Below are 22,365 nucleotides of genomic sequence, written 5' to 3'. Positions count from 1 at the left end.
CCCGTTCACGCGGCCGCGTTCGCGTCCGGGGGTGTGCTCGTCGCCTCATGGTGGCATCGTGGACGGATGCGAGCAGACAGGTCGGGAACAGCCGTCGCCGTCGGGGGGATCGTCGTCGGCAGCGTCGCCGCGATCGTCCTCGCGGCGCTCATCCTCACGGGCGTTCTCGGCGCGACGCTGTGGTTCACGGTGATCGCCATGATCCTTCTGGCTGTGTCTCATGGCATCGCTCTGATGTCGATGCGCCGCCGACGCGACTAGCGTCTCGCGCGGAGCTCTCGGCGTGACGGCGATAAGTCCCGTCCCGCCGCCAATGTGGAGCCCCCGTCGTCACCCGGCCTCTTCGACCGGCCACCAGCGGCTGCCGATCACCTTCGGGTCGGTGCCGACGCGGGAGATCGCACGCTCGATGACGTCCACGCTCTCCGGGTCGTCGATGCTGACCTCCGCGCGCACGTGCACCTCCGTGTTCTTGCCGTGGCGCACCCGCACCGATCGCAGGGTGAGCTCCGGGTGCGTCGCGGCCTGGAGCAGCAGGGCGCGGACCCGCTGCTCGCTCTTCTCGCCCGTCGTGACCTCGAGCACGAAGTCCTGCGGGGCGCCGGCGTCGGTGCCGTCCTCCGTCGACTCGTCCTCGGCGTTGAGCCGCAGCCTCCGGTTGAGCGCAGTGCTCAGCGGGCGCAGCAGGATGTTGGTCGCCGAGACGAGGATCGCCCCTCCGGCGGCGAGCAGCGGCATCCCGGCTCCGGCGAGGGAGCCGACGGCGGCCGCGCACCACAGCGTCGCCGCCGTCGTGAGTCCGCGGATGTTGAGTCCCTCGCGCAGGATCACACCGGCGCCGAGGAACCCGATGCCGGAGACCACCTGAGCGGCGACACGTGTCGGATCAGCGGTCTCGCCGGGGAGCGCCTGCGATCCGAGGATGACGAACAGCGCGGCGCCGAGCGACACGAGAGCGTTCGTGCGCATGCCGGCGGTGCGCATGCGCCATTGCCGTTCGAGGCCGATGAGGGCGCCCAGCCCCGCCGCCAGAGCGGCGGTGAGGAGCAGAGCGCCCGTGTCGAGGAGGGTCATACCCCTCAGCCGGCGAGACGAGCGCGCAGGGCTTCGAGGTCGTCGTCCGACAGTCCTCCGCTGCGAAGGTACTCGGCCGACCCGCCGCGCTCGTCGATCCACGCGAACGCGGCCTCGATCGCCTGCGGGGGCGTCGCGGTGACGAGATCGGTGAGGGCGGGGACCAGCGGCATGCCCCAGCTCCTGGCGCGCTCCAGCATCCGATCGGCCCAGTCGCCCGCGAGGTTCGTCTCGCTCTGCACGTAGTCCGCGACCACGGCGGCGCGGTCCGCACCGGCCGCGTCGAGCAGCAGGGCCGTCGCGACGCCGGTGCGGTCCTTGCCCGCGGTGCAGTGCACGAGCACGGCGCCGCGGCTCTCGTCGGAGGGCCGTGCGACGAGCCGCGCGACCTCGGCGAACGACGCCGCAGCCGATCCGAGCATGCCCACGTAGAGATCCGCCAGCGACGGGATGCGCGAGAGCATCGCCCGCGCGGCCTCGCCGTCGAGATCTCCGAGGTCTCCGAGATCGCCGGGCGACGGCATCCCGGTCATCGACCCCTCGAGCAGAGGGAGGCCGACCTCGACGAACGAGCGCTCCGTGCCGAGTCGGTTGGGGGCCTCCACGCGTTCGAAGTCGCTGCGGAAGTCGACGATCGTGCCGATCGGGCTGTCGCTCAGTGTGCGGATGCCGTCGTCGGTGATGCCGGCGAGAGCGTCGGAGCGATAGAGCACGCCCGCGCGGGTGACGCCTCCCGCGGAGAGCGGCGTGCCTCCGGTGTCTCGGGAGTTGTAGGTTCCGGCGATGATGGCGCTCACGCGACCTCCTCTTTCTGCGCGGCGCTGGCCGCGGCGGTGGTCCGCCCTGCGTCGTACACGTCGCGCCGCAGCACTCGGCGCAGACCCGGCAGGGTCAGCATCGAAGCGAGCACGGCGGCGGCCGCGACGAGGTACAGGGCGGTGTAGTTCTTCTCTCCTCCGACGACCGGGTCGCTCCCGCCGATCAGCACGACGAGGGGAGCGATGGCCGGGGCGATCGACTGCGGCAGGGTCTTGGCGACGTTGAAGATGCCGAGGTACTTGCCCTCCTCGCCGACGGGCAGCGTGCGCATCGCGAGGGCGAGGTCGACCGCGTAGTAGGCGCCGAGCGCAAACCCGGCGAGCAGCGTGCTCACCCAGAACACCGAGAGGTCCTGCGTGAACGCCTTGAGCAGCAGCGACAGCGCCATGAGCAGCGCCGACCCGATGATGAACGGCGCGTAGTTGCCCCGGCGGGAGGCGAGGTAGCCGCACGCGAACGCGGCGACGAAGTTCAGCGCCGCCCCGGCGAGCGCCGCCGTAGAGGTGAGGGATGCCGCGGCGACCTGATCCATGTCGAGTCGGATCATCAGGTAGAAGAGTCCGAAGGTCGACACCACGGTGAACCCGAACTGCATGGTCGCCCGCTGCACCCACACCAGCGTGAACATCGGCGCCTTGGCCGGGTTGAACAGGAAGGCGCGGAACACCTGGGCGATCGAGCCGCGCTCTCCGTCGACCCGCTCGATCGGCGGGTCGGGGATGACGAGGCACACGATCGCGACGATGATCACGGCGACGATCGGCATCGCGAGGACGACGATCGTGAGGTTCGACGCGAAGAACGCCGCGACCAGCATGGCGGGCACCATCCCGAGGAAGCCGATCGCGCCGAAGATGCCGGACGCCTTGGCGCGCTGCTCCTCGGGGACCTGATCGGCGAGCAGCGCGGAGAGTGAGGCCAGCGTCGCGTTGTACGCCGCCTGCGACAGCACCCAGGCGACGACGAGAACGGGGATGCTGGGGGCGACGGCCATGAGCACGGCCGCGAGGACACCGCCGACCACGCCGCCGATGAGCCAGGGACGGCGTCGGCCGAAGCGACTGCGCGTGCGGTCGGAGAGGTGGCCGAAGATCGGATTGGCGACGAGGGCGGCGAGAGCGCCGAGCGCCGTGACGAGACCGAGCGCTCCTTCCTTCTGCGACTCCGGCACGAGCTGGAGCACCTTCAGGGAGAGCGAGACGACGAGCGGGGTGACGAGAGCGCCGAGTGCGGCGAGCTCGATGAGCGCGAACAGGTAGATGCGCGACATCGGCACGCGCGTCTGCGGGGTGGGGGGAGTGGTGTGCATGGGTCCTTCCTCGGTCCGTGTGGTCCCTCATTGGACCAGCCGTTCCCTTCCCAGGGGTAAAAACTTAGTGACCACTAAGTTAATTCAGCCGACGATAACGCGCGGGTTCCTCCCCGCGCAAGAGGTCGTCGAAAATTCACTTAGTCGTCACTAGGTTTTATGGTCTACTAGAGCGGATGCCACTGCCCGCAGCCGCCGAGCCGACGAAGGACGCCGACATGACCGACACCACGATCTCCGCCGCAGAGACGCGCCTCGACGCGCTGCTCTCCGCCATGACCATCGAGGAGAAGGTCGGCAGTCTGCTCGTCGCGCGCATCGTGACCGGCGCCGGCGGCACGCTCTGGGAGGGCGCCGACGACGAGTCGCCGTTCGGGTTCGCCCCCACCACCGCGCTGCTGCGCGAGCGCCATGTCTCGCACGTGACGCTGATGAACCCCGCCCCGGTCGCCGAGCTGGCGAGGTGGGGCGAGGCGATCCGAGGCGTCGCGGCGTCGACCAGGCTCGGCATCCCCGTCTCCGTCGCCTCGGACCCCGTGCACGGCCGCAGCCGCAATCACGATGTCGCGATGAGCGGCGGCGGCTTCACGTCGTTCCCCGAGCCCATCGCCCTCGCCGCGACCCGCGACTCCGCGCTCGTGCGCGAGGCGGCGCGGATGATCGGCGCGGAGCTCAGGGCGGCCGGCATCCACATCGCGCTGCACCCGATGGCCGATCTGGCCACCGAGCCGCGCTGGGCCCGCGTCTCCGGCACCTTCGGCGAAGACCCCGGCCTCGCCTCCCGCCTCGTGAGCGAGTACGTCACCGGCCTCGGCGAGTCGGGCGTCGCCGCGACCGTGAAGCACTTCCCCGGCGGCGGACCCCAGCGCGGCGGTGAGGACGCTCACTTCGAGCGCGGCGCCCACACCGTCTATCCCGGCGGACGCTTCGACGACCATCTGCGCCCCTTCGCCGCAGCGATCGACGCCGGCGTCGTGCGGGTCATGCCGGGTTACGCCGCGCCGCTCGGGCTGGAGTACGACGAGGTCGGCTTCGCGTTCGAGCGTCGCCTCATCACGGATCTTCTGCGTGACAGGCTCGGCTTCGACGGGGTGGTCGTCACCGACTTCAACATCGTGAACGGCATGCGTCTGCCCCGCCTCGGCGTCGAGCTGCCCGTGCGGGCGTGGGGGATGCTGGACGCCGACCCCGTGCAGCGCGTCGTGCGGCTGCTCGACGCCGGGGTCGACCAGTTCGGCGGCGAGGACGATCCCGCGCCCGTGCTGGAGGCGCTCGACCGCGGCCTCGTGTCGGAGGAGCGCATCGACGAGTCGGTGCGGCGCGTCCTGCGCGAGAAGGAGCGGCTGGGGCTGTTCGACGATGCGGCTGCACGCGCGGCTGCCCCCGCCGAGGTCCGCGAACGCATCGCGATCCCCGCGCACCTCGCGATCGGCGAGCGCGTGCAGCGGGCGTCCGTCGTGGCGCTGCAGGGCGAGCCCGTCGCGCTGACCCCCACCACCCGCGTGCACGTCGAGGGGATGGACGCGGACGCCCTCGCCGGACGCGCGCTCGTCGTCGACGACCCGGCATCCGCCGATCTCGCGATCCTCCGCCTCGCGGCCCCGTACGAGCAGCGCGAGGGGATGCTGGAGCAGGGGTTCCACAGCGGCAGCCTGGAGTTCTCCGACGAGGAAGTCGCGCGGATCTCCGACATCGCAGCGCAGACTCCGACCGTGATCGACGTGTTCCTCGACCGGCCCGCCGTGCTGACTCCGCTCGCCGAGCTCGGGGTGACTCTTCTCGGTACGTTCGGCGTCGACGACGGCATCCTGCTCGACGCCGTCTCCGGTCGCGCCGCGACCACCGGGCGCCTGCCGTTCGACCTGCCCCGGTCGATGGCGGCGGTGGAGGCGTCGCGGGAGGACGTGCCCTTCGACACGGCAGATCCGCTGTGGCGTTTCGGGCAGGGTCTCCACTGGCCGAACATCTCGTAGGGTTCTAGGGTGAGCAGCTCCGAGTCCTCCACCGACGTCGACAAGCGCGTGGCCCGCGGCGACGCCCGACGCACGCGGATCCTGGCGGCAGCCACCACGGAGTTCGGGCGCAAGGGGTACGAGAGCACCCGCATCGCCGATATCGCACGCGCCGCCGGGGTGACGGATGCCGGAGTGCTGCACCACTTCGCCACGAAGCACGACCTGTTCATGGCCGTGGTCGAGCGCCGCGAGGAGGTCTACCAGACCATCACGCTGCCGACGGATTCGGTGCGCTCGCTGTTCGACCAGTTCATCGCGGCCGTGCGTCGGGCCGCCGAGGAGCCGGAGCTGCTGCGCTTCCGCGTCATGCTCACCGGTGCCTCGCGCATCGCGGGGCACCCCGTCGAGGGCAGAGCGCAGCGCACCCTCGAAGCCGCACTCGACTCCCTCATCCCGCTCGTCGAGGAGCGCATCGCCGCGGGAGAGATCGCCAGGGGCACGGATCCGCAGCAGCTGATCCTCGAGCTGCTGGCGCTCAACGAGGGCATCCGCGATCAGTGGTCGACACTGCCGGAGCGCATCGACTACGTCGCCGTGTTCACCGCGGCCGCGAACGGACTGTACGAGCGGGTGCGCGCCTAGGACGCCGCCGTCTACGCCCCGACGGTCGCGACCCGCTCGCGGCGACGCAGGATGATCGCGCGACGAGCACGGTGCAGCACCGGCATCGCGCCGTAGATCACGATGGGCACGGCGATGCTGACGAGGACGAGTGTCCTGACGATCATCGGGAGCGGTGCGAGGAGGTCGCCGAGGATCAGATTGAGGATCGTGAGCGTGGGGAACACGGCGATCCAGATCATGAGGGCGAGCTGATGCTTCGAGGGCGGCGCGACGGCCGGTGCGCCGGGTGCGGGCGGGGTGTCGGATCGTGCGGTCATGGGAGTGCTCCTTCGGGGTCTTTCGGTCGGTGGTGCGGGGTGGCTCAGTCGGCGGGCGCCGACGGTGAGGCGGTGCGTGCTCGGGAGAGCGCGGCCTGCAGGTCGTCGGCGACGAGGTCGGCGTTGATCGCGATCGCCGTCGCAGAGCCCTGCCCTGCCGCGGTGATGACCTGGGCGCGGGGGTCCGCGGCGTTGCCGGCGACGTAGACGCCGGGGACGGTCGTGGCGCCGCCGGTGCGCTGAATGATCCACCCGGCCTCGTCGACACCGCATCCGAGGTCTCTCAGCAGCGCGTCGTTCGCGACGAAGACGGGGCGGACGAACAGGGCTCGTCGGGGGATCCGTCGCCCGTCGTCGAGTTCGATCGCCGTGAGCACGTCGTCGTCGATGACGAGCCCGCGGACCTCTCCCGGCTGGATCCGGACGCCTCGCGCGTCGAGCAGTTCGCGCTGTTCGTCGCCCAGAGCGGTGTCGCCGACGAAGAGGATCACATCGTCCGACCACTGGCGGACGAGGATGGCGTGGGCGATCGCGTCCGCGTCGCCGCCGAGGACACCGAGGGGTTGATCGCGCACTTCGTAGCCGTGGCAGTACGGGCAGTGGAGCACGTCTCTGCCCCACCGTTCGGAGAGGCCGGGGAGGAGGGGGATCCGGTCGTGAAGGCCCGTGGTCGCGAGCACTCGGCGCCCCCGCACGGAGGTGCCGTCGGAGAGTTGTGCGACGAACCCCGGCGTGAGGGCCACGACCGTGTCGTGGATGATCGCACCGCCGTACTCGATGACCTCGGCGCGTCCGGCGGCGAGGAAGTCGGCGGGCGGCATCCCCTCGCGGGAGAGGAACCCGTGCATGTGCGACGCGGGAGCATTGCGGGGGTGACCCGCGTCGATCACCGCGACCCGGCGTCGAGCTCGCAGCAGGACGAGGGCTGCGCTGAGCCCTGCGGCGCCTCCGCCGATGATCAGTGCGTCGTAGTCGTTCATGAGGCAAGGATCGATCGTCGGCACCGGTTTCGGCAAAGTTCGTTGCCGTTTCCGGGATGGATGGGTCACACTGACGGGATGGACCCGTCTGCGATGATCGACTCGGCGCTGGACGCCGTCGGTCCGCGTCTGAAGTGGCTGCGCGGTCAGCGCGGCATGACCCTGGCGGCGCTGTCGTCGGCCACAGGGATCTCGACAAGCACCCTGTCACGTCTCGAGACGGGGCAGCGTCGGCCGAGCCTCGAACTGCTGCTCCCTCTCGCGCAGGCGTATCGGGTGCCGCTGGATGAGCTGGTGGGAGCGCCGGAGGTGGGCGATCCGCGGGTGCGTCTGAAGCCGAGGCGGGTGAACGGGCGAGTGGTCATCCCCCTCACTCCGCAGCCCGGATCGGTGCAGGCGTGGAAGATCCTGATTCCCGGCGGTCAGATCAGGCCGGAGCCGCGGGCGCACGAGGGGTACGAGTGGCTGTATGTACTGAGCGGGCGGATGCGGCTCATCCTCGGCGCTCACGATCTGACGCTGGAAGCGGGCGAGGTCGCGGAGTTCGACACGCACGTGCCGCACTGGTTCGGAAGCGCAGACGGCGCTCCCGCGGAGGTGCTGAGTCTGTTCGGTCGTCAGGGAGAGCGCGCCCACGTCCGCGCAGGCGGGGGCCAGAGGTCGGAGTGAGCCACGCGCCGTTCCTGGCACGTGGCGCTGGCAGGGTGCCGTCTGCGTCAGGGCGCCACTCGTGCCGGCATCATGGGCGTCAGGACCCCAGCTCGGCCCGGCGCCTTCTCAGATAAGCGACCTCCCCCGAGTTCTGCGCGAGAGAGATCGCCGCGTCGTACGCCACCCGGGCCTCTTCATCGCGGCCCAGTCGCGCGAGCAGCAGGGCGCGGGCCGCGGGGAACGGGGGATATCCGCCGAGGTCGGCGGTGAGACCGTCCATCAGAGCCAGACCAGAGATCGCGCCCTCGGACTCCCCGACAGCGATGGCTCTGCTGAGCCGCACGACCGGAGAGGGGTCGATCAGCACCAGCTGATCGTAGAGCGCCACCACCTGCGACCAGTCGGTCGCCGCCCCGTCGGTGTGCACCGCGTTGACCGCGGCCAGCAGCTGAAAGCGACCGGGCGCGACGCCGGAGGCCAGCCGTTCGCGCACGAGTGCGTGCCCCTCGGAGATGAGCGCGGCATCCCACAGCATCCTGTCCTGCTCGAACAGCGGGATCAGCTCACCCGCGGGCGAGACGCGCGCTGCGCGCCGAGCGTCGATCAGCAGCATCAGCGCCAGCAGCCCCGCGACCTCGCCGTTCGCCGGAAGCATCTCGCGCAGCAGACGGGTGAGGCGGATCGCCTCGGCGGTGAGCTCCTGACGCAGGGGAGGAGAGGCGGAGCCCGATGCGAGGTACCCTTCGTTGAAGACGAGGAACAGCACGGCCAGCACTCCCGACGTCCGCACGGGCAGATCCTCCGCCGTCGGCATGCGGTACGGGATGCCGCTCGCCGCGATCTTCGCCTTCGCCCGGGTGATGCGCGCGCCCATCGTCGTGTCCTGCACGAGGAACGCGCTCGCGATCTCCGGCACGCTCAGGCCGCCGACCATGCGCAGGGTGAGCGCGACGCGCGACTCCATCGCCAGCGCCGGATGGCAGCAGATGAAGAGGAGCCGCAGCCGATCATCGTCGATCACGCCGAGCGGCGTCGTCTCGCCGTCGTACACGAGCATCGCCTCCCTGTGCCTCGCATCCCGCGTGCTCTCACGCCGGATGCGGTCGATCGCCTTGCGGACCGCCGTCGTCGTCAGCCACGCCCCCGGCGCGGGAGGGACCCCGTCGTCTGCCCAGCGCTCGGCCGCCGTCGCGAACGCCTCGGCCGCCGCATCCTCGGCCGTGTCGAGGTCGCCGAAGCGCTTGGCGAGCGTCGCGACGACCCGCGCCCACTCTTCGCGGTGGGTGCGGGACAGGGCGTCGCGGACCTCGGTCACACGGGCGGCGGAAGGATCGGACGGATCTCGAGCCGACGATTGCACGCCTTCGATCCCTCGGCCATCAGTGTGAGCGCGACGTCGAGGTCAGGGGCCTGGATGATCCAGAGCCCCGCGGCCCACTCCTTCGCCTCGGCGAACGGGGCGTCGGTGAAGATCGGCTCGGCGCCGCGCCCGTCGACGACCGTCGACGCCGTGGGATCGGCCAGTCCGGCGGCGAAGACCCAGTGTCCGCCGGCGACCAGCTTCTCGTTGAACGCGTCGATCGCCACGGCCTCCTCTTCGGTGCCGGACTCGCTGCGATGGTCGATGACGTTGACCAGGTAGTGCATGCGGTCGTTCCTCTCACTGCGCGTAGACGGGGCGGCCGCCCACTCGATAGGTCGATGCGATGATCCCGGTGCCGAACACCGTCGAGTCGACCAGCTCCAGGGCGAAGTCGCGACCGCTCTGCGGGAACAGCTTCTCTCCTTCGCCGACGATCACGGGAAACTGCACGAGGTTGATCTCGTCGACCAGCTCGTTCTCGAGGAGCCAGCGTGCGAGCGCTGCGCTGCCGACGACGAGGAGTTCGGCTCCCGGCTGCGATTTCAGGTCGCGGATCGCCCCGGCGACATCTCCCGAGACCACGGTGGTTCCCGACCAGGCGGGCGCGGTCAGCGTGTTCGAGACGACGTACTTCGGCGCCGAGCTGATCGCCTCGCCGAACCCGCCGTCGTCGCTGCGTGCTCCCCAGAACGTCTCGAACAGGCTGAACGTCTTCCGGCCCAGCAGAAACGCGTCGGGGCGGCGCCAGGTGTCGAGGATGTACTGCGCCGCATCCGCGTCGCCGAAGGGGATCGCCCAGCCTCCGCGGGTGAAACCGGGGTCCATCTCCTCGTTGTTGCCGCCGTTCGCTTGAGCGACTCCGTCGAGAGTGACCTGCAGGCTGATGGTGAGCTTCATGATGAGTTCCTTTCTCTCACCAGTACCACGAACGCGGAAGGGCGGATTCGACATCCTCGAACTGAAATATCGGTCTAACTGGGATGCTAGCTAGGCGTTCGCTGAAAAGGCTCGCGCAAAACCCCTAGGGTGGGGGGTTGTGGGTCTCCTGATTCAGGGGATATTTAGCAACGGGTAACCGGGGGAGAACGGGATGCCGATGAAGTGGGGATTCGGGCGCGCCCGGAAAACACAGCTCAAGGGTTCGAAATCCATTGCGGCGGCGGTGGTGGCGGTCGTCGTGACCGCTCTCGCTGCGGTCAACGTGGTGGTGGTCGACCAGGGAACGGCGGTGGCCGCAGGCGGTCTGTCGTGCGGTGACGTCTACACCCAGCAGGGGGTGAGCCCGCGGAACATCTGGCAGATCGAACGCACCGGCGGAGCGCAGACCTCCGTCGGATCGTTCTCGATCGCCGGCGCGACCGGCAACCTCAACGGCACCGGCATCTACGACGCCGACCGAGACGGCTACGGCGAGATCATCGTCGGGGTCCTCCCTGCCAACGCCGGCACAGCTCGCTCGATCTACCAGTACTCCAGCATCACCGGCCAGACCACTCTGCTCGGCGCGGGAGAGGCGAATGCCGCGGTCACGCACGGCGCGATCAACCAGGCGAACGGCCACTACTACTACGGCGGCCTCACCGGCAACGTCCTGAACGTCTACGGCTTCAACACGACCACCAACCAGTCCATGGGCCTCGTCGCCACCGGCACGATCCCCAACGGCGGCGGCAACGGCGACTGGGCCTTCGACAGCCAGGGCAACCTCTACGTCGTCGCCGGCGGCAGCGGCGCGGGCACGGTGAACGTCGTGAGCGTCATCGACCAGAAGATCCCGGCCACCGCCGGCACCCCCGTGGCGATCACGGCCACCGAGCTCGTCCGCATCGACGCGAACGGCACGGCGCTCAACGGCATCGCCTTCGCGGGCGACGGCTACCTGTACGTGGCGGGCGGCAACCGCATGTACAAGGTCAACCCCACCAGCGGCGCGGTCATCAGCAACGTCCCCTTCGCCACCGCCGGTTCGGTCGACATGGCCTCGTGCGCCTCCCCGAACACGGTCTCCATCGTCAAGGACTTCCCGGCGGGGCGTCACACCGCGTCCGACCAGGTCACGATGACGATCTCGGGTGACGGCATCACCAAGGGCAACACGGCGACCACCGCCGGCACGGCCTCCGGCGTCCAGCCGCAGGAAGCCGGTCCCGTCCTCGTGCTCTCCGGCCAGCAGATCACCGTGACCGAGACCGGCACGGGAACCGGCAGGCCCAAGTACGACTCGAGCTGGACCTGCGTCGACCGCAACTCGGGCAACGTCCTGGCCTCGGGCACGGGCAGCACGGGCTCGTTCATCGTGCCAGACGGCGGGCCGAAGGGCGTCGCCGCGGTGTGCACGTTCACGAACGGCGCCCGGCTTCCGCACGTCTCGCTGCAGAAGACGGCGAGCACCTCGACCCTCGTCGCCGGCGAGACGGTGACCTACTCGTTCAAGGTCACCAACGACGGCAACGTGCCGCTTCACGACATCTCCGTGTCGGAGACCGCGTTCACCGGCGCCGGAGCGATGTCGGCGATCAGCTGCCCGGCGCTGCCCCAGCCGCTGGCGACCGGAGCCTCGACCACCTGCACCGCGTCGTACGTGGTGCGCCAGGCCGACGTCAATGCCGGAGCCGTGGACAACACCGCGACCGCGCGAGCCGTCTCTCCCGACGACATCGCCGTGACCTCGACCCCCTCCAGCGTCCGCCTCACCGCGACGCAGACCCCGGGCATCACGATCAAGAAGTCCTCCGACACCGCCGTGCTCGTCGTCGGCGAGACCGTGAAGTTCAGCTTCGTCGTGACGAACACCGGAAACGTGACGCTGAACAACGTCGGCGTCAACGAGACCGCCTTCACCGGCGCCGGCACGATGTCGGCGGTGAGCTGTCCCGCTGATCGGACTCTCGCCCCCGGTGCGCAGCTCGTCTGCACGGCCACGTACGTGGTGCAGCAGGCGGATGTCGATGCCGGCTCCATGGACAACACCGCGACCGCGACGGGCACCCCGCCCTCCGGCATCCCGGTGACCTCCGACCCGTCGACGACGCGCACGCCGTCGGTCCCCGACCCGTCCGTGTCGATCGTCAAGACGGCCGACCGCGCCACCCTGGTCGCAGGTCAGACCGTGACGTACTCGTTCCGTGTGACGAACACGGGCAACGTGACGCTGACGAACGCGTCGGTCGTCGAGGGGACGTTCTCCGGAGCGGGCTCGCTCTCGGCCGTGACGTGCCCGTCCGACCGCACGCTCTCCCCGAACGAGTTCATGGACTGCACGGCCACGTACGTGGTGCAGCAGGCGGACGTGGATGCCGGCGTGCTCGACAACACGGCCACCTCGACCGGCACCCCGCCCTCGGGCGGCCCCGTGACGTCCGAACCCTCGGCGGCGCACCTCACCGCAGCGCAGACGCCCTCGGTGGCGCTGGTGAAGACCGCGGACCGGACGAACCTCGTCGTCGGTCAGACGATCACGTACACGTTCGCGATCACGAACACGGGCAACGTGACGTTGACCGATACCGCTGTGGTGGAGGGGTCGTTCTCCGGCGCCGGCGCCCTGTCGGCCGTCTCGTGCCCCGCCGATCGGACGCTCGCCCCCGGTGGGGAGCTCGAGTGCACGGCGACGTACGTGGTGCAGCAGGCGGATGTGGATGCCGGTGCGATCGACAACACGGCCACCGCCACGGGCACCCCGCCGTCGCGGACCCCGGTGGTCTCCGCTCCGTCCGAGGCGAAGGTCACGGGTGCGCAGGCTCCCGCGATCACGATCGCGAAGACCGCGAACCGGACGAACCTCGTCGCGGGCGACACGGTGACCTACTCGTTCCGTGTGACGAACACGGGTAACGTGACCCTGACGGACGCCTCCGTGGTGGAGGGGACCTTCACGGGGGCGGGCTCGCTCTCCGCCGTGACGTGCCCGGCCGACCGGACGCTCTCGCCGGATGAGTTCATGGACTGCACGGCCACGTACGTGGTGCAGCAGGCGGATGTGGATGCCGGCTCGGTCGACAACTCCGCGACCGCGACGGGCGCCCCGCCCACCGGCGACCCGGTGACCTCGACGCCTTCCGCGGCGAACATCACCGGAACGCAGACTCCGGCGATCTCGATCAAGAAGTCCTCCGACACCGCCGTGCTCGTCGTGGGCGAGACCGTCACGTTCTCGTTCGTCGTCACGAACACCGGCAACGTCACGCTGACGGATGCCGCCGTGCAGGACGTCTCCTTCACGGGCGCCGGCACGATCTCGGCCGTGGACTGCCCGGCCGACCGGACGCTGACCCCCGGCGCGCAGATGGTGTGCACGGCGACCTACGTGGTGCAGCAGGCGGATGTCGATGCGGGTTCCATGGAGAACACCGCGACCGCGACGGGCACTCCGCCCTCCGGTACCCCGGTGACCTCCGACCCGTCGACGACGCGCACGCCGTCGGTCCCGGACCCGTCGGTGTCGATCGTCAAGACCGCCGACAAGCGCACGCTGGTGGCCGGCGAGACGGTGACGTACTCGTTCCGTGTGACGAACACGGGCAACGTGACGTTGACGAACGCCTCGGTCGTGGAGGGGACGTTCTCCGGCGCAGGGGCGCTCTCGGCCGTCGACTGCCCGGCGGATCGGACGCTCTCGCCGAACGAGTTCATGGACTGCACGGCCACCTACGTGGTGCAGCAGGCGGACGTGGATGCCGGGCGCATCACGAACTCCGCGACGTCGGCGGGCACTCCTCCGACGGGTGATCCCGTCGTGTCGGGTCCGTCCGAGGTGAGCATCACGGCGACGCAGTCTCCGGCGATCACGATCGTGAAGTCGGCGGACAAGACGCAGCTCGTGCTCGGCGAGACCGTGACGTACACGTTCCTCGTGACGAACACGGGCAACGTCACTCTGTCTGACGCCTCCGTGGTGGAGGGCGAGTTCACTGGTGCGGGTGCGCTGTCGGCGCTGGACTGCCCGGCGGATCGGACTCTCGCTCCCGGTGGGGAGCTGGAGTGCACGGCGACGTACGTGGTGCAGCAGGCGGATGTCGACGCGGGAGCGGTGGACAACTCCGCGACCGCCACGGGCACCCCGCCCACCGGCGACCCGGTGGTCTCGGAGCCCTCTGAGGTGAGCATCACGGCGACGCAGTCTCCGGCGATCGCGATCGTGAAGTCGGCGGACAAGACGCAGCTGGTCGCAGGCGAGACGGTGACGTACACGTTCCTCGTGACGAACACCGGCAACGTGACCCTGACCGACGCGTCCGTCGTCGAGGGGACGTTCACCGGTGCGGGTGCGCTGTCGGCACTGGACTGCCCGGCGAACCGGACCCTGGCTCCCGGTGGGGAGCTGGAGTGCACGGCGACGTACGTGGTGCAGCAGGCGGATGTCGACGCGGGAGCGGTGGACAACTCCGCGACCGCCACGGGCACCCCGCCCACCGGCGACCCGGTGGTCTCGGAGCCCTCTGAGGTGAGCATCACGGCGACGCAGTCTCCGGCGATCGCGATCGTGAAGTCGGCGGACAAGACGCAGCTGGTCGCAGGCGAGACGGTGACGTACACGTTCCTCGTGACGAACACCGGCAACGTGACCCTGACCGACGCGTCCGTCGTCGAGGGGACGTTCACCGGTGCGGGTGCGCTGTCGGCACTGGACTGCCCGGCGAACCGGACCCTGGCTCCCGGCGGGGAGCTGGAGTGCACGGCCACCTACGTGGTGCAGCAGGCCGATGTCGATGCCGGTACGGTGGACAACTCCGCGACCGCCACGGGCAACCCCCCGACCGGTGACCCGGTGGTCTCGGAGCCCTCTGAGGTGAACATCACGGCGACGCAGTCTCCGGCGATCACGATCGTGAAGTCCTCCGACAAGACGCAGCTCGTGCTCGGCGAGACCATCACGTACTCGTTCGTCGTCACCAACGCCGGCAACGTCACCCTGAGCGACGTGGCGATCGAGGAGGGCGCGTTCACGGGCGCAGGAGACATCTCCTCGGTCGAGTGCCCGGCCGACCGCACGCTCGCACCCGGTGCGCAGCTGATCTGCACGGCGACGTACGTCGTGCAGCAGGCCGATGTGGACGCGGGGCGTGTGGCGAACACCGCCACCGCGACGGGCACGCCTCCTGGTGGCGACCCGATCGAGTCGGACCCGTCGACCACGACGAGCGATGCGACCCCTGCCCCGGCACTCGCGATCGTGAAGACCGCGGACAAGACCGACCTCGTCGTCGGCCAGACCGTGACCTACACGTTCACCGTGACCAACACCGGCAACGTGACGATGTCTGCGGTGGCCGTCGCCGAGGGCGACTTCAGCGGCGCCGGTGAGCTCTCGGCTCTCGACTGCCCTGACGCGCGCACCCTCATCCCCGGTCAGCAGCTCGTCTGCACGGCGACCTACACGGTGCAGCAGGCCGATGTGGATGCCGGTGCGCTCGAGAACAGCGCGACGGCATCCGGGAATCCGCCCGCCGGCGAGCCTGTCGTGACGGACCCGTCACGTGTCGTCATCGAGGGGACCCAGAACCCCGCGCTGTCGCTCGTGAAGGTCGCCGACAAGCAGGTCGCACGGGAAGGCGACACCGTCACCTACACGTTCACGGTGACCAACACCGGCAACGTGACGATCGCTGACGTCGCCATCGCCGAGGGAGCCTTCACCGGCGCCGGCGCGCTGTCGACGCCCTCGTGCGCCGACGGTGCACGCAGCCTGGCGCCCGGCGAGAAGGTCGTCTGCACGGCGACGTACGTCGTGCAGAAGGCCGACGAGAAGAAGGGCTCCCTGGAGAACACGGCGACGGCGACCGGAACGCCTCCGAGCGGACCGAAGATCGTCTCCGACCCCTCCACCGCGAAGACCGGAGTGCTCGCGGTCGCGCTGCCGCCCACGGGCGGTGAGCTCGCCGTCGGCGCGCTCACGTTCTCGGTGCTGCTGATGCTGGCGGGCGCCGGACTCGTCGCTCGCACCCGTTCGCGTCGGTCGCGCACCGCATGACACCAGGAGACGCCGCAGCACACTCCCCGTGCCGGCGTCTCCTGGCTCCCGCTCCGTGCGGGGCCGAGGAGTGGAGGTCGGCCCCGCACGGACTCCGGAGATCAGGGCGCGCTCGGCGCGCTCTGATCATCCCCTCGCCAAGCCCACGGCGCTCCGCTGCTCCACGAGCGGACAGGTGAACACGTCGCGCTCGCCCAGCCCCACGCGGTTGATGTAGCGGACCACGATCGCGTACGACGCGAGCAGCCCGACGCGTGTGTACCGCACGTCGTGCGCATCGCAGTACGCGGCGACGACCGGTGCGGCCCTGCGCAGATGCGGCCGAGGCATCGACGGGAAGAGGTGGTGCTCGACCTGATAGTTGAGCCCGCCCATCGCGACGTCCAGGAAGCGGCCGCCCTTGACGTTCCTGCTCATCAGCACCTGACGCCGGAGGAAGTCCAGGGTCATGTCGCGGGGCACCACCGGCATCCCCTTGTGGTTCGGGGCGAACGCGATGCCCATGTAGAACCCGAAGAGCCCCAGCTGCACGGCGAGGAAGACGAAGGCGATCCCCGGGGAGAGCACGAGGAAGACCAGCACCAGATAGCCGATCATGCGGATGCTGAGGAAGGCGATCTCCGCCCACCTCCTCTCCAGGCGCCCCTTCGTGAACACCCGCCGGACGCTCGACGCGTGCAGCGACAGCCCCTCGAAGAGGAGGATCGGGAAGAACAGCAGCCCCTGGTGCGCCCGCATCCACGCCACGGGCGGGCTGTGGTGCCGTGCCGCCGTCTCCGCCGTGACCGCGATGACGGGGAGCTCGATGTCGGGATCGGAGCCGAGCTTGTTCGGATTGGCGTGGTGGCGGGTGTGCTTGTGCTGCCACCAGCCGTAGCTCATCCCCACCAGCAGGTCGCCGAGGACGATGCTGACCCAGTCGTTCCATCGTCCGGACACGAAGATCTGCCGATGCGCGGCGTCGTGTCCGAGGAACGCGATCTGCGTGAACACGATCGCCAGGACGGCGGCGGTGAACAGCTGCCACCACGTGTCGCCGATCCAGACGAAGGCGATGAGCGTGACCGCCACGGCGAGAGGAGCGGCCACGAGCTTCGTCCAGTAGTAGCCGTATCGGCGGCGCAGCAGACCGAGTCCGCGGATCTGCTGCGCCAGTTCGGTGAAGGTGCTCGTCGCACGCGGGGCGCTGTCGCGCGGGCGCGTGCGGACGATCGGACGGATGCCGTCCATGATGACCTCTTCTCGGGCGCCGCCCTATGCGCGGACGGCACCGCCCTCTTCGACCCAGTCGTCGATGCGCGCGTCGTCATCGAGGGCGACCTCCGCGGTGCGACGGGTGAATGCCACCGACTCGGCCAGGGCGGCGACGGATGCCGCGCGCTCCTGCTCGCGATCGGAGGCGTCCTGGAAACGGTGGGCCGCGATCTCATGCTCCGCCTGGAGGGCGGCGCTGATCTCGGCCAGTCGCTCGGCGATCACGGCAGCGAGGCCGTCGCGGAGCTCTTCCAGGTTGGTGTTCGCGATCTCCAGACGACGATCGGCGACATGCAGCTCGACGGTCGGGAATCCGTTCGCGGACAGGTGGGCGCGCGTCTCGCTGCCCTGGATCGCGGCGACCTCGTCGCGATCGGTCTTGCGCGTGAACACCGCTTCCACGGTGTAGTGGTCGGGAGCGTCATCCGTCATCAGCGTCGCGGGGAGCGAGCCGACGAGGACGGATTCCAGACCCAGCAGGTCGGGGCTGTGCCCCGCGATCTTCAATTGTGCGTTCATGTACCGACGTTACGCCCGGTTGCTGTGTGCGCTCACAGCAACCGGGCGTGGAACGGGAAGCCTCACCGTCTCTCCGAGCGGCCTACCCGTGCGCGAGGACCTGCAGCCCGATCACGGCCAGGCCCAGTGCCGCCTCCGCGCCCAGCGCGACCAGCCGCTGATACCAGGTGAGCGGGATGCGGCGCACGGCGATCCAGCCGATCACGACGAGCGACGCGACGAGGGCGATCGTGCCCGCGCGCAGCGCAGCCTCTGCGCTCCAGACGCCGAGCCCGGCGAGGCCGAGGAAGACGAACGGCAGGGCAACCGAGCTGAGCGCTCCGAAGCTGGAGCCGAGGGCGTGGCCGAGCTCCTGGCGGGTGAAGAACCTGCCGTGCACGACGACGTGGGAGACGGCATCCGCGGTGAACACGGCGAGCAGCGTGCCGAGAACGGTGACGATCAGGGTGGTGGCGGCCTCGCCGGCGGTGACGTGGCCATGACTGGACAGCGCGAGGACGACGGCGAGTGCGGCGAAGGTGAGGTAGATCCGCTCCTTCAGATGGGCGGCACGAGCGGCGCGCTCGGTCTCGTCGATCTCTTCCACCCTGCGTCTCCCGCTCCGTGCGTGCGTTGCCCTGAGCGCGGGCGGCGGCGAACCGTTCCGCGCGATCCCACGATCATCTCATGAGCCGGGTTCTCTTCCCGCACGCCGTCAGATTCGCGGTCCGTTCTCGTTGTGTTCAGTGGGGGGCGTCGACGAGTCGGGGCGGTCGCGCAGCGAGGGGGTCTCAGCGGCCGCGCCGACTCGTTCCGAGGGCGCGGACACAATCCGACCAGGATGCGGTGATCAGCGCATCCGCATCGTAGTGTCGGCGTTATCGGGACGGCGCGTCATCGTCCCGTCGCGTGCCGTGCCCGACGGCGCGCGAAACGGGGGTGCAGCAGGGGAGAGGAAATGACGGACGGACCAGCGCCCGCTGATCGGCGTGCCCTCGACGACGCACGCGCCCGCGCGGCGAACGAGGGAGACCGCGGTGCCGCGGGAGAGTACCTCGCCGACAATCTGCCGCACCTGCTGTACATGGCCCGATGGATCGCGAACGGCGTCATCGACCACGAGGATCTGGCGTCCGAGGCGATCACCGCGCTGCTGGGCGTGTGGGCCCAGGGCACGGGCCCGACGACGAACCCGAACACGTACGTCGCCCGCTCGATGCGCAATCGGGTGATCGACGAGTACCGCTCGCCGCGATCCCGTGTGCGCGGAGTCATCGACGCGGATGCCGAGATGACGCCCCACGTCGATTCGACGAGGGACGCCGACCTCCACCGCGAGTACCGCTACGTCACGTCCGCGCTTCGTTCCCTACCGACCGACCAGCAGCAGGTGCTCGTCGGGGTCGTCATCGACGGCCGCAAGCCGGCGGAGCTCGAAGCCGAGCTGGGCAGGCCGGCGTCGGCGATCTACTCGCTCGTGCGGCGGGCGAAGGTGGGGCTGCGCAGGGCGACGCTGCGGGAGATCCTGGAGGACGGCGCCCCTGAAGAGTGCAGACGGGCAGCCCGACGGCTCCCCGAGACGGTGACCGAACTCGTCGACGACGCGCCGGACTCGCGTGGCATGTCGCACATCCGCACCTGCGCCCGGTGTCGCGCCGCATGGGCGCGGTTCGGTGCGTTGACGACGCTCTTCGGCGTGATCCCGCTCTTCGTCGTGGGGAGCGTGCTGGATGCTCAGAGCCCTGCCCAGGCCGACGAGGGGCGCGGTCCCGATGCCGGGAGATCTCCCGATGCGCCGAGTGAGCGTCGAACGCCCCGCATGCCGAGCGCGGTGTCGGGAGCGGCGGCCCGATGGTGGTCTCGGGTGCCTGCGTCGACCTCCCGTGCTCTCGCCATCCTGTCGATCGTCACCGGAGTGGGGCTACTCGTGCTCGCCGGAGTGCAGCAGTTCCTTCCGGCCGGGGCTGATCCGAGGGGGAGCTTCAGCGTGACCTCGCACGCGGTCGAGGAGGGGCGTGCCGAGATCGACGTCGCGCTGGATCTGGAGGCAGCGGAGGACGTCCGACTGGTTCTGATCCTGCCCGCCGGGATGGCCGTCGTGGAGGTTCCGGAGGGGTGGGACTGCACCACGGACCCGGCCGGGGCCGTGTGTCTGGCCGACGGCGGCGGTGACGGGCGGTTCGTCCTCTCCGACACCCGCCCTGATGACGAGGGGCGGTACTCGCTCTCGCTGTCGGGTCTGATGGACGATCGTGACGTGACGGGTCGCGCGCAGGGGGAACTGCGCTCGACCCCGCAGACGGTGCGGGCCTTCGTCGGCTGACGCCGTCAGATTCTCGCCGCTGCCTCGTTAACCCAGGAGAGGGTGCGCTCCGTCAGACGGGCGCGCTCTGTCGGAGAGCGAACGCGCTCCGACATACCGATCCGCGGTATTCGCGTAATGGATCGCCGGAGCGAGCATCTCTCTCCTCGGGCGCATTGCGGGGATGCCGCCGGAAGAACGCTGGGGAGCATTCATGTCTGAACGAAATCGTGCGCCGTTTCGGCGCCTGCTGGGTACGGGAGCGACGGTGGGAGTGGTCCTCGCGATCACCGCATCGGGCATCGGATGGGCGGCGCCGACTCCTGATGCAGGTCCCGTCGCCGGAGGGACGACCGTCTTCATCGACTGCGTCGAGGTGTCGCCGATCGACATGTTCGCCGCCGGCGGCATGAACGCGATGATCGTCACGAAGGACGACAGGGTCCTGACCTGGGGCGCCTGGCAGTACGGCGCCAACGGCAACGGCGGTGGTTCGGGTCCCGCGCAGATCTCGCAGGGCGAGATCCCCGCGGGCGCTGACATCGTGGATGCCGACTACGACCAGTACGCCGGGTATGTGCTCGCCGCTGACGGGGGCATCTACGCCTGGGGCATGAACTCGTCGGGTCAACTCGGCATCGGCGCCTTCAACCCGTCGGAGTCGGCGACGCCCGTCAAGGTGCACCAGGGGCAGATCCCCGCCGGTGTCACCCCGGTGTCGCTCGCGATCGGATCCGGACGCGCCTCCGTGCTCGCCGACAACGGCTGGGTCTACAGCTGGGGCGAGCCGTCCAACGGCGACGGCACCGCGAGCTGGCGTCCTGAGCCGGTGGCACTCGCGCAGGGGCAGATCCCCGCCGGCGTCACCATCACGCAGATCGCGAACGGCAACGGCAACACCTACGCTCTCGGCAGCGACGGCTGGATCTACTCGTGGGGCGGCAGCTTCATGGGCGGCAACGGCGACGGAAGCGTCGGCGGCCCAGACCGGCTCTCGCCGGTGAAGCTCGCGCAGGGCGCCGTCCCCGCGGGGGTCACGTTCACCCAGGTCGCGGCAGGATCGTACGTCGGCTACGCGCTCGGCACCGACGGCAAGATCTACTCGTGGGGCAACAACGGCAACGGCTCGCTCGGCATCGGCGACCCCGCCGCGCCCGCGTCGGGCGTGCCCGTAGCGGTCGCGCAGGGCGAGATGCCCGCAGGAATCGGCATCACGAAGATCGTCGCCAGCGAATTCCACACTCTCGTCCTCGCCGACGACGGCAGCATGTACAGCTGGGGGGCCAATCCCGACGGGCAGCTCGGCAACAACACGATGACCAACGCGGCCGCCCCGGTGAAGGTCGACACGAGCGACATCCCCGCCGGAGTCACGATCACGGACATCGAGGTCGGCCTCCAGGCGTCGTTCGGGCTGGGCTCGGACGGGCGGCTCTACAGCTGGGGCGGCATGCGGCCCGACTGGGGCGGGATCTCGGGCCCGGCGCAGCTGGGCAGCTACGCGTCCGAGGGTCGGATGCGGCCGGGACTGGCGCTGAGCTTCGGAGTGACCGAGGTCACCTTCGACGGGATCCCCGGAACCGACCTTGACGCATCGGGCTGCCCGATCAGCGTCGTGACCCCGCCGCACGTGCACGGGCCGGTCGACGTCGCCGTGACCACGGGGCTGATCGCCGGCACGACGCCGACGCCGTACCAGACGTCGACCGTCTATCCCGGCGGTTTCACCTACCTCGAGCCGCCCGTGATCGTCACTCCGACGCTGCCCGGCGGAACCGTCGGCACCGGTTACACGGCCACGGTCGAGGCGACGGGCCCCGGTCCGATCACCTTCGCCGTATCCGCGGGGGCTCTGCCGCCGGGGATCGTGTTCGACGGAGCGACCGGGGCGCTCAGCGGAACCCCGACGGCGGCCGGCACCTACACGTTCACCGTGACCGCGACGAACCAGTACGGCACCGACACCCAGGAGTACACGATCGTGATCGTCGACCGGACGGTGCAGCCGACGCCCAGCCCGACGCCGACCGATCCGTCTGATGGCGGGTCCGGAGGCACGGGCGGTGGCAGCGGGGCCGGTGGCGGCTCGCACGGCGGAAGCGCATCGCTGGCGATCACCGGAGGCACCGCGTCCTTCGCGATCGTCGCGGCGGCAGTGGGCAGCATCCTCACGCTCGCGGGCGGGGTGTACCTGATCGGGTCGCGTCGCCGACGCGCATCCTGAGGAATCTGCGCAAGGACCGACAGAT

The 22,365-nt window shown here is 70.0% G+C and carries 18 protein-coding genes; 7 read left to right on the top strand and 11 right to left on the bottom strand.

Features of this window, described 5'->3' with window-relative positions; all coding sequences use genetic code 11:
- Positions 1–66 precede the first annotated feature (66 nt).
- The gene (locus MRBLWH10_RS13045; protein ID WP_341940195.1) at positions 67–261 is read left to right on the top strand and encodes a hypothetical protein; all 195 of its coding nucleotides are present in this window, start codon (positions 67–69) and stop codon (positions 259–261) included.
- A gap of 69 nt (positions 262–330) precedes the next feature.
- Here MRBLWH10_RS13045 and MRBLWH10_RS13040 read toward each other — a convergent pair whose 3' ends face one another.
- From MRBLWH10_RS13040 to MRBLWH10_RS13030, 3 genes are read right to left on the bottom strand one after another with little or no spacing between them, the layout of a single operon-like run.
- Positions 331–1,074: an MgtC/SapB family protein gene (locus tag MRBLWH10_RS13040; protein ID WP_105676919.1), complete on the bottom strand. Its 744-nt coding sequence runs from the start codon at positions 1,072–1,074 to the stop codon at positions 331–333.
- 5 nt (positions 1,075–1,079) lie between these two features.
- Positions 1,080–1,871, bottom strand: a complete 792-nt coding sequence (locus tag MRBLWH10_RS13035) for a tyrosine-protein phosphatase (protein WP_341940194.1) — start codon at positions 1,869–1,871, stop codon at positions 1,080–1,082.
- The gene (locus tag MRBLWH10_RS13030; RefSeq protein ID WP_341940193.1) at positions 1,868–3,202 is read right to left on the bottom strand and encodes an MFS transporter; all 1,335 of its coding nucleotides are present in this window, start codon (positions 3,200–3,202) and stop codon (positions 1,868–1,870) included. The genes MRBLWH10_RS13035 and MRBLWH10_RS13030 overlap by 4 nt, the downstream gene beginning before the upstream one ends.
- A gap of 176 nt (positions 3,203–3,378) precedes the next feature.
- Here MRBLWH10_RS13030 and MRBLWH10_RS13025 point away from each other — a divergent pair, with 176 nt between their 5' ends.
- Together MRBLWH10_RS13025 and MRBLWH10_RS13020 are read left to right on the top strand one after the other, a co-directional pair.
- Positions 3,379–5,175 carry a glycoside hydrolase family 3 N-terminal domain-containing protein gene (locus tag MRBLWH10_RS13025; RefSeq protein WP_341940192.1) on the top strand — a complete coding sequence of 599 codons (1,797 nt, stop codon included), beginning with the start codon at positions 3,379–3,381 and terminating at the stop codon, positions 5,173–5,175.
- Positions 5,176–5,184: 9 nt separating this feature from the next.
- Positions 5,185–5,799, top strand: coding sequence for a TetR family transcriptional regulator (locus MRBLWH10_RS13020; RefSeq protein WP_341940191.1), 615 nt, complete (start codon positions 5,185–5,187; stop codon positions 5,797–5,799).
- A gap of 11 nt (positions 5,800–5,810) precedes the next feature.
- On the opposite strand, the gene MRBLWH10_RS13015 is transcribed toward MRBLWH10_RS13020, so the two are convergent.
- Both MRBLWH10_RS13015 and MRBLWH10_RS13010 read right to left on the bottom strand, forming a co-directional pair.
- Positions 5,811–6,098, bottom strand: a complete 288-nt coding sequence (locus tag MRBLWH10_RS13015) for a hypothetical protein (protein WP_341940190.1) — start codon at positions 6,096–6,098, stop codon at positions 5,811–5,813.
- Positions 6,099–6,142: 44 nt separating this feature from the next.
- On the bottom strand, positions 6,143–7,078 hold the full coding sequence (locus MRBLWH10_RS13010) for an NAD(P)/FAD-dependent oxidoreductase (protein WP_341940189.1): 936 nt from the start codon (positions 7,076–7,078) through the stop codon (positions 6,143–6,145).
- 78 nt (positions 7,079–7,156) lie between these two features.
- Between MRBLWH10_RS13010 and MRBLWH10_RS13005 the strand changes: the two genes are divergently transcribed.
- Positions 7,157–7,747 (top strand): XRE family transcriptional regulator, encoded by a 591-nt coding sequence (locus MRBLWH10_RS13005; RefSeq protein WP_341940188.1) that lies wholly within the window; start codon positions 7,157–7,159, stop codon positions 7,745–7,747.
- A 79-nt stretch (positions 7,748–7,826) separates the two neighbouring features.
- On the opposite strand, the gene MRBLWH10_RS13000 is transcribed toward MRBLWH10_RS13005, so the two are convergent.
- Genes MRBLWH10_RS13000 through MRBLWH10_RS12990 form a run of 3 tightly spaced genes read right to left on the bottom strand, consistent with a single transcriptional unit; the run spans position 7,827 to position 9,989 of the window.
- On the bottom strand, positions 7,827–9,044 hold the full coding sequence (locus tag MRBLWH10_RS13000) for a DUF6596 domain-containing protein (RefSeq protein WP_341940187.1): 1,218 nt from the start codon (positions 9,042–9,044) through the stop codon (positions 7,827–7,829).
- Entirely contained in the window at positions 9,041–9,376 is a 336-nt protein-coding gene (locus MRBLWH10_RS12995) for a YciI family protein (protein WP_341940186.1), read from the bottom strand. Before MRBLWH10_RS12995 ends, MRBLWH10_RS13000 begins: the two co-directional genes overlap by 4 nt.
- 13 nt (positions 9,377–9,389) lie before the next feature.
- Positions 9,390–9,989 carry a dihydrofolate reductase family protein gene (locus MRBLWH10_RS12990; protein ID WP_341940185.1) on the bottom strand — a complete coding sequence of 200 codons (600 nt, stop codon included), beginning with the start codon at positions 9,987–9,989 and terminating at the stop codon, positions 9,390–9,392.
- A 280-nt stretch (positions 9,990–10,269) separates the two neighbouring features.
- On the opposite strand from MRBLWH10_RS12990, the gene MRBLWH10_RS12985 reads away from it, so the two are divergent.
- Positions 10,270–16,062, top strand: a complete 5,793-nt coding sequence (locus tag MRBLWH10_RS12985; protein ID WP_341940184.1) for a hypothetical protein — start codon at positions 10,270–10,272, stop codon at positions 16,060–16,062.
- Between the two features lie 126 nt (positions 16,063–16,188).
- On the opposite strand, the gene MRBLWH10_RS12980 is transcribed toward MRBLWH10_RS12985, so the two are convergent.
- From MRBLWH10_RS12980 to MRBLWH10_RS12970, 3 genes are all read right to left on the bottom strand, one after another.
- Positions 16,189–17,292 (bottom strand): acyl-CoA desaturase, encoded by a 1,104-nt coding sequence (locus tag MRBLWH10_RS12980; RefSeq protein WP_341940183.1) that lies wholly within the window; start codon positions 17,290–17,292, stop codon positions 16,189–16,191.
- A gap of 24 nt (positions 17,293–17,316) precedes the next feature.
- Positions 17,317–17,835: a hypothetical protein gene (locus tag MRBLWH10_RS12975; RefSeq protein WP_341940182.1), complete on the bottom strand. Its 519-nt coding sequence runs from the start codon at positions 17,833–17,835 to the stop codon at positions 17,317–17,319.
- A gap of 82 nt (positions 17,836–17,917) precedes the next feature.
- Positions 17,918–18,421, bottom strand: coding sequence for a hypothetical protein (locus tag MRBLWH10_RS12970; protein ID WP_341940181.1), 504 nt, complete (start codon positions 18,419–18,421; stop codon positions 17,918–17,920).
- Positions 18,422–18,772: 351 nt separating this feature from the next.
- Between MRBLWH10_RS12970 and MRBLWH10_RS12965 the strand changes: the two genes are divergently transcribed.
- Together MRBLWH10_RS12965 and MRBLWH10_RS12960 are read left to right on the top strand one after the other, a co-directional pair.
- Positions 18,773–20,137 carry a sigma-70 family RNA polymerase sigma factor gene (locus MRBLWH10_RS12965; RefSeq protein ID WP_341940180.1) on the top strand — a complete coding sequence of 455 codons (1,365 nt, stop codon included), beginning with the start codon at positions 18,773–18,775 and terminating at the stop codon, positions 20,135–20,137.
- A 193-nt stretch (positions 20,138–20,330) separates the two neighbouring features.
- Complete coding sequence (locus MRBLWH10_RS12960) at positions 20,331–22,340, top strand: putative Ig domain-containing protein (RefSeq protein ID WP_341940179.1); 2,010 nt, start codon at positions 20,331–20,333, stop codon at positions 22,338–22,340.
- The last annotated feature ends 25 nt before the right edge of the window (positions 22,341–22,365 follow it).

The sequence above is a fragment of the Microbacterium sp. LWH10-1.2 genome (assembly GCF_038397765.1).
GTDB classification, from domain to species: Bacteria; Actinomycetota; Actinomycetes; order Actinomycetales; family Microbacteriaceae; genus Microbacterium; species Microbacterium natoriense.
This window is presented reverse-complemented; position numbering and strand designations above follow the sequence as displayed.

Coding starts and splice junctions, on each gene's coding strand:
- MRBLWH10_RS13045 (WP_341940195.1), top strand. CDS start 67: ATGCGAGCAGACAGGTCGGGAACAGCCGTCGCCGTCGGGGGGATCGTC.
- MRBLWH10_RS13040 (WP_105676919.1), bottom strand. CDS start 1,074: ATGACCCTCCTCGACACGGGCGCTCTGCTCCTCACCGCCGCTCTGGCG.
- MRBLWH10_RS13030 (WP_341940193.1), bottom strand. CDS start 3,202: ATGCACACCACTCCCCCCACCCCGCAGACGCGCGTGCCGATGTCGCGC.
- MRBLWH10_RS13025 (WP_341940192.1), top strand. CDS start 3,379: ATGCCACTGCCCGCAGCCGCCGAGCCGACGAAGGACGCCGACATGACC.
- MRBLWH10_RS13015 (WP_341940190.1), bottom strand. CDS start 6,098: ATGACCGCACGATCCGACACCCCGCCCGCACCCGGCGCACCGGCCGTC.
- MRBLWH10_RS13010 (WP_341940189.1), bottom strand. CDS start 7,078: ATGAACGACTACGACGCACTGATCATCGGCGGAGGCGCCGCAGGGCTC.
- MRBLWH10_RS13005 (WP_341940188.1), top strand. CDS start 7,157: ATGGACCCGTCTGCGATGATCGACTCGGCGCTGGACGCCGTCGGTCCG.
- MRBLWH10_RS12995 (WP_341940186.1), bottom strand. CDS start 9,376: ATGCACTACCTGGTCAACGTCATCGACCATCGCAGCGAGTCCGGCACC.
- MRBLWH10_RS12990 (WP_341940185.1), bottom strand. CDS start 9,989: ATGAAGCTCACCATCAGCCTGCAGGTCACTCTCGACGGAGTCGCTCAA.
- MRBLWH10_RS12980 (WP_341940183.1), bottom strand. CDS start 17,292: ATGGACGGCATCCGTCCGATCGTCCGCACGCGCCCGCGCGACAGCGCC.
- MRBLWH10_RS12975 (WP_341940182.1), bottom strand. CDS start 17,835: ATGAACGCACAATTGAAGATCGCGGGGCACAGCCCCGACCTGCTGGGT.
- MRBLWH10_RS12965 (WP_341940180.1), top strand. CDS start 18,773: ATGACGGACGGACCAGCGCCCGCTGATCGGCGTGCCCTCGACGACGCA.
- MRBLWH10_RS12960 (WP_341940179.1), top strand. CDS start 20,331: ATGTCTGAACGAAATCGTGCGCCGTTTCGGCGCCTGCTGGGTACGGGA.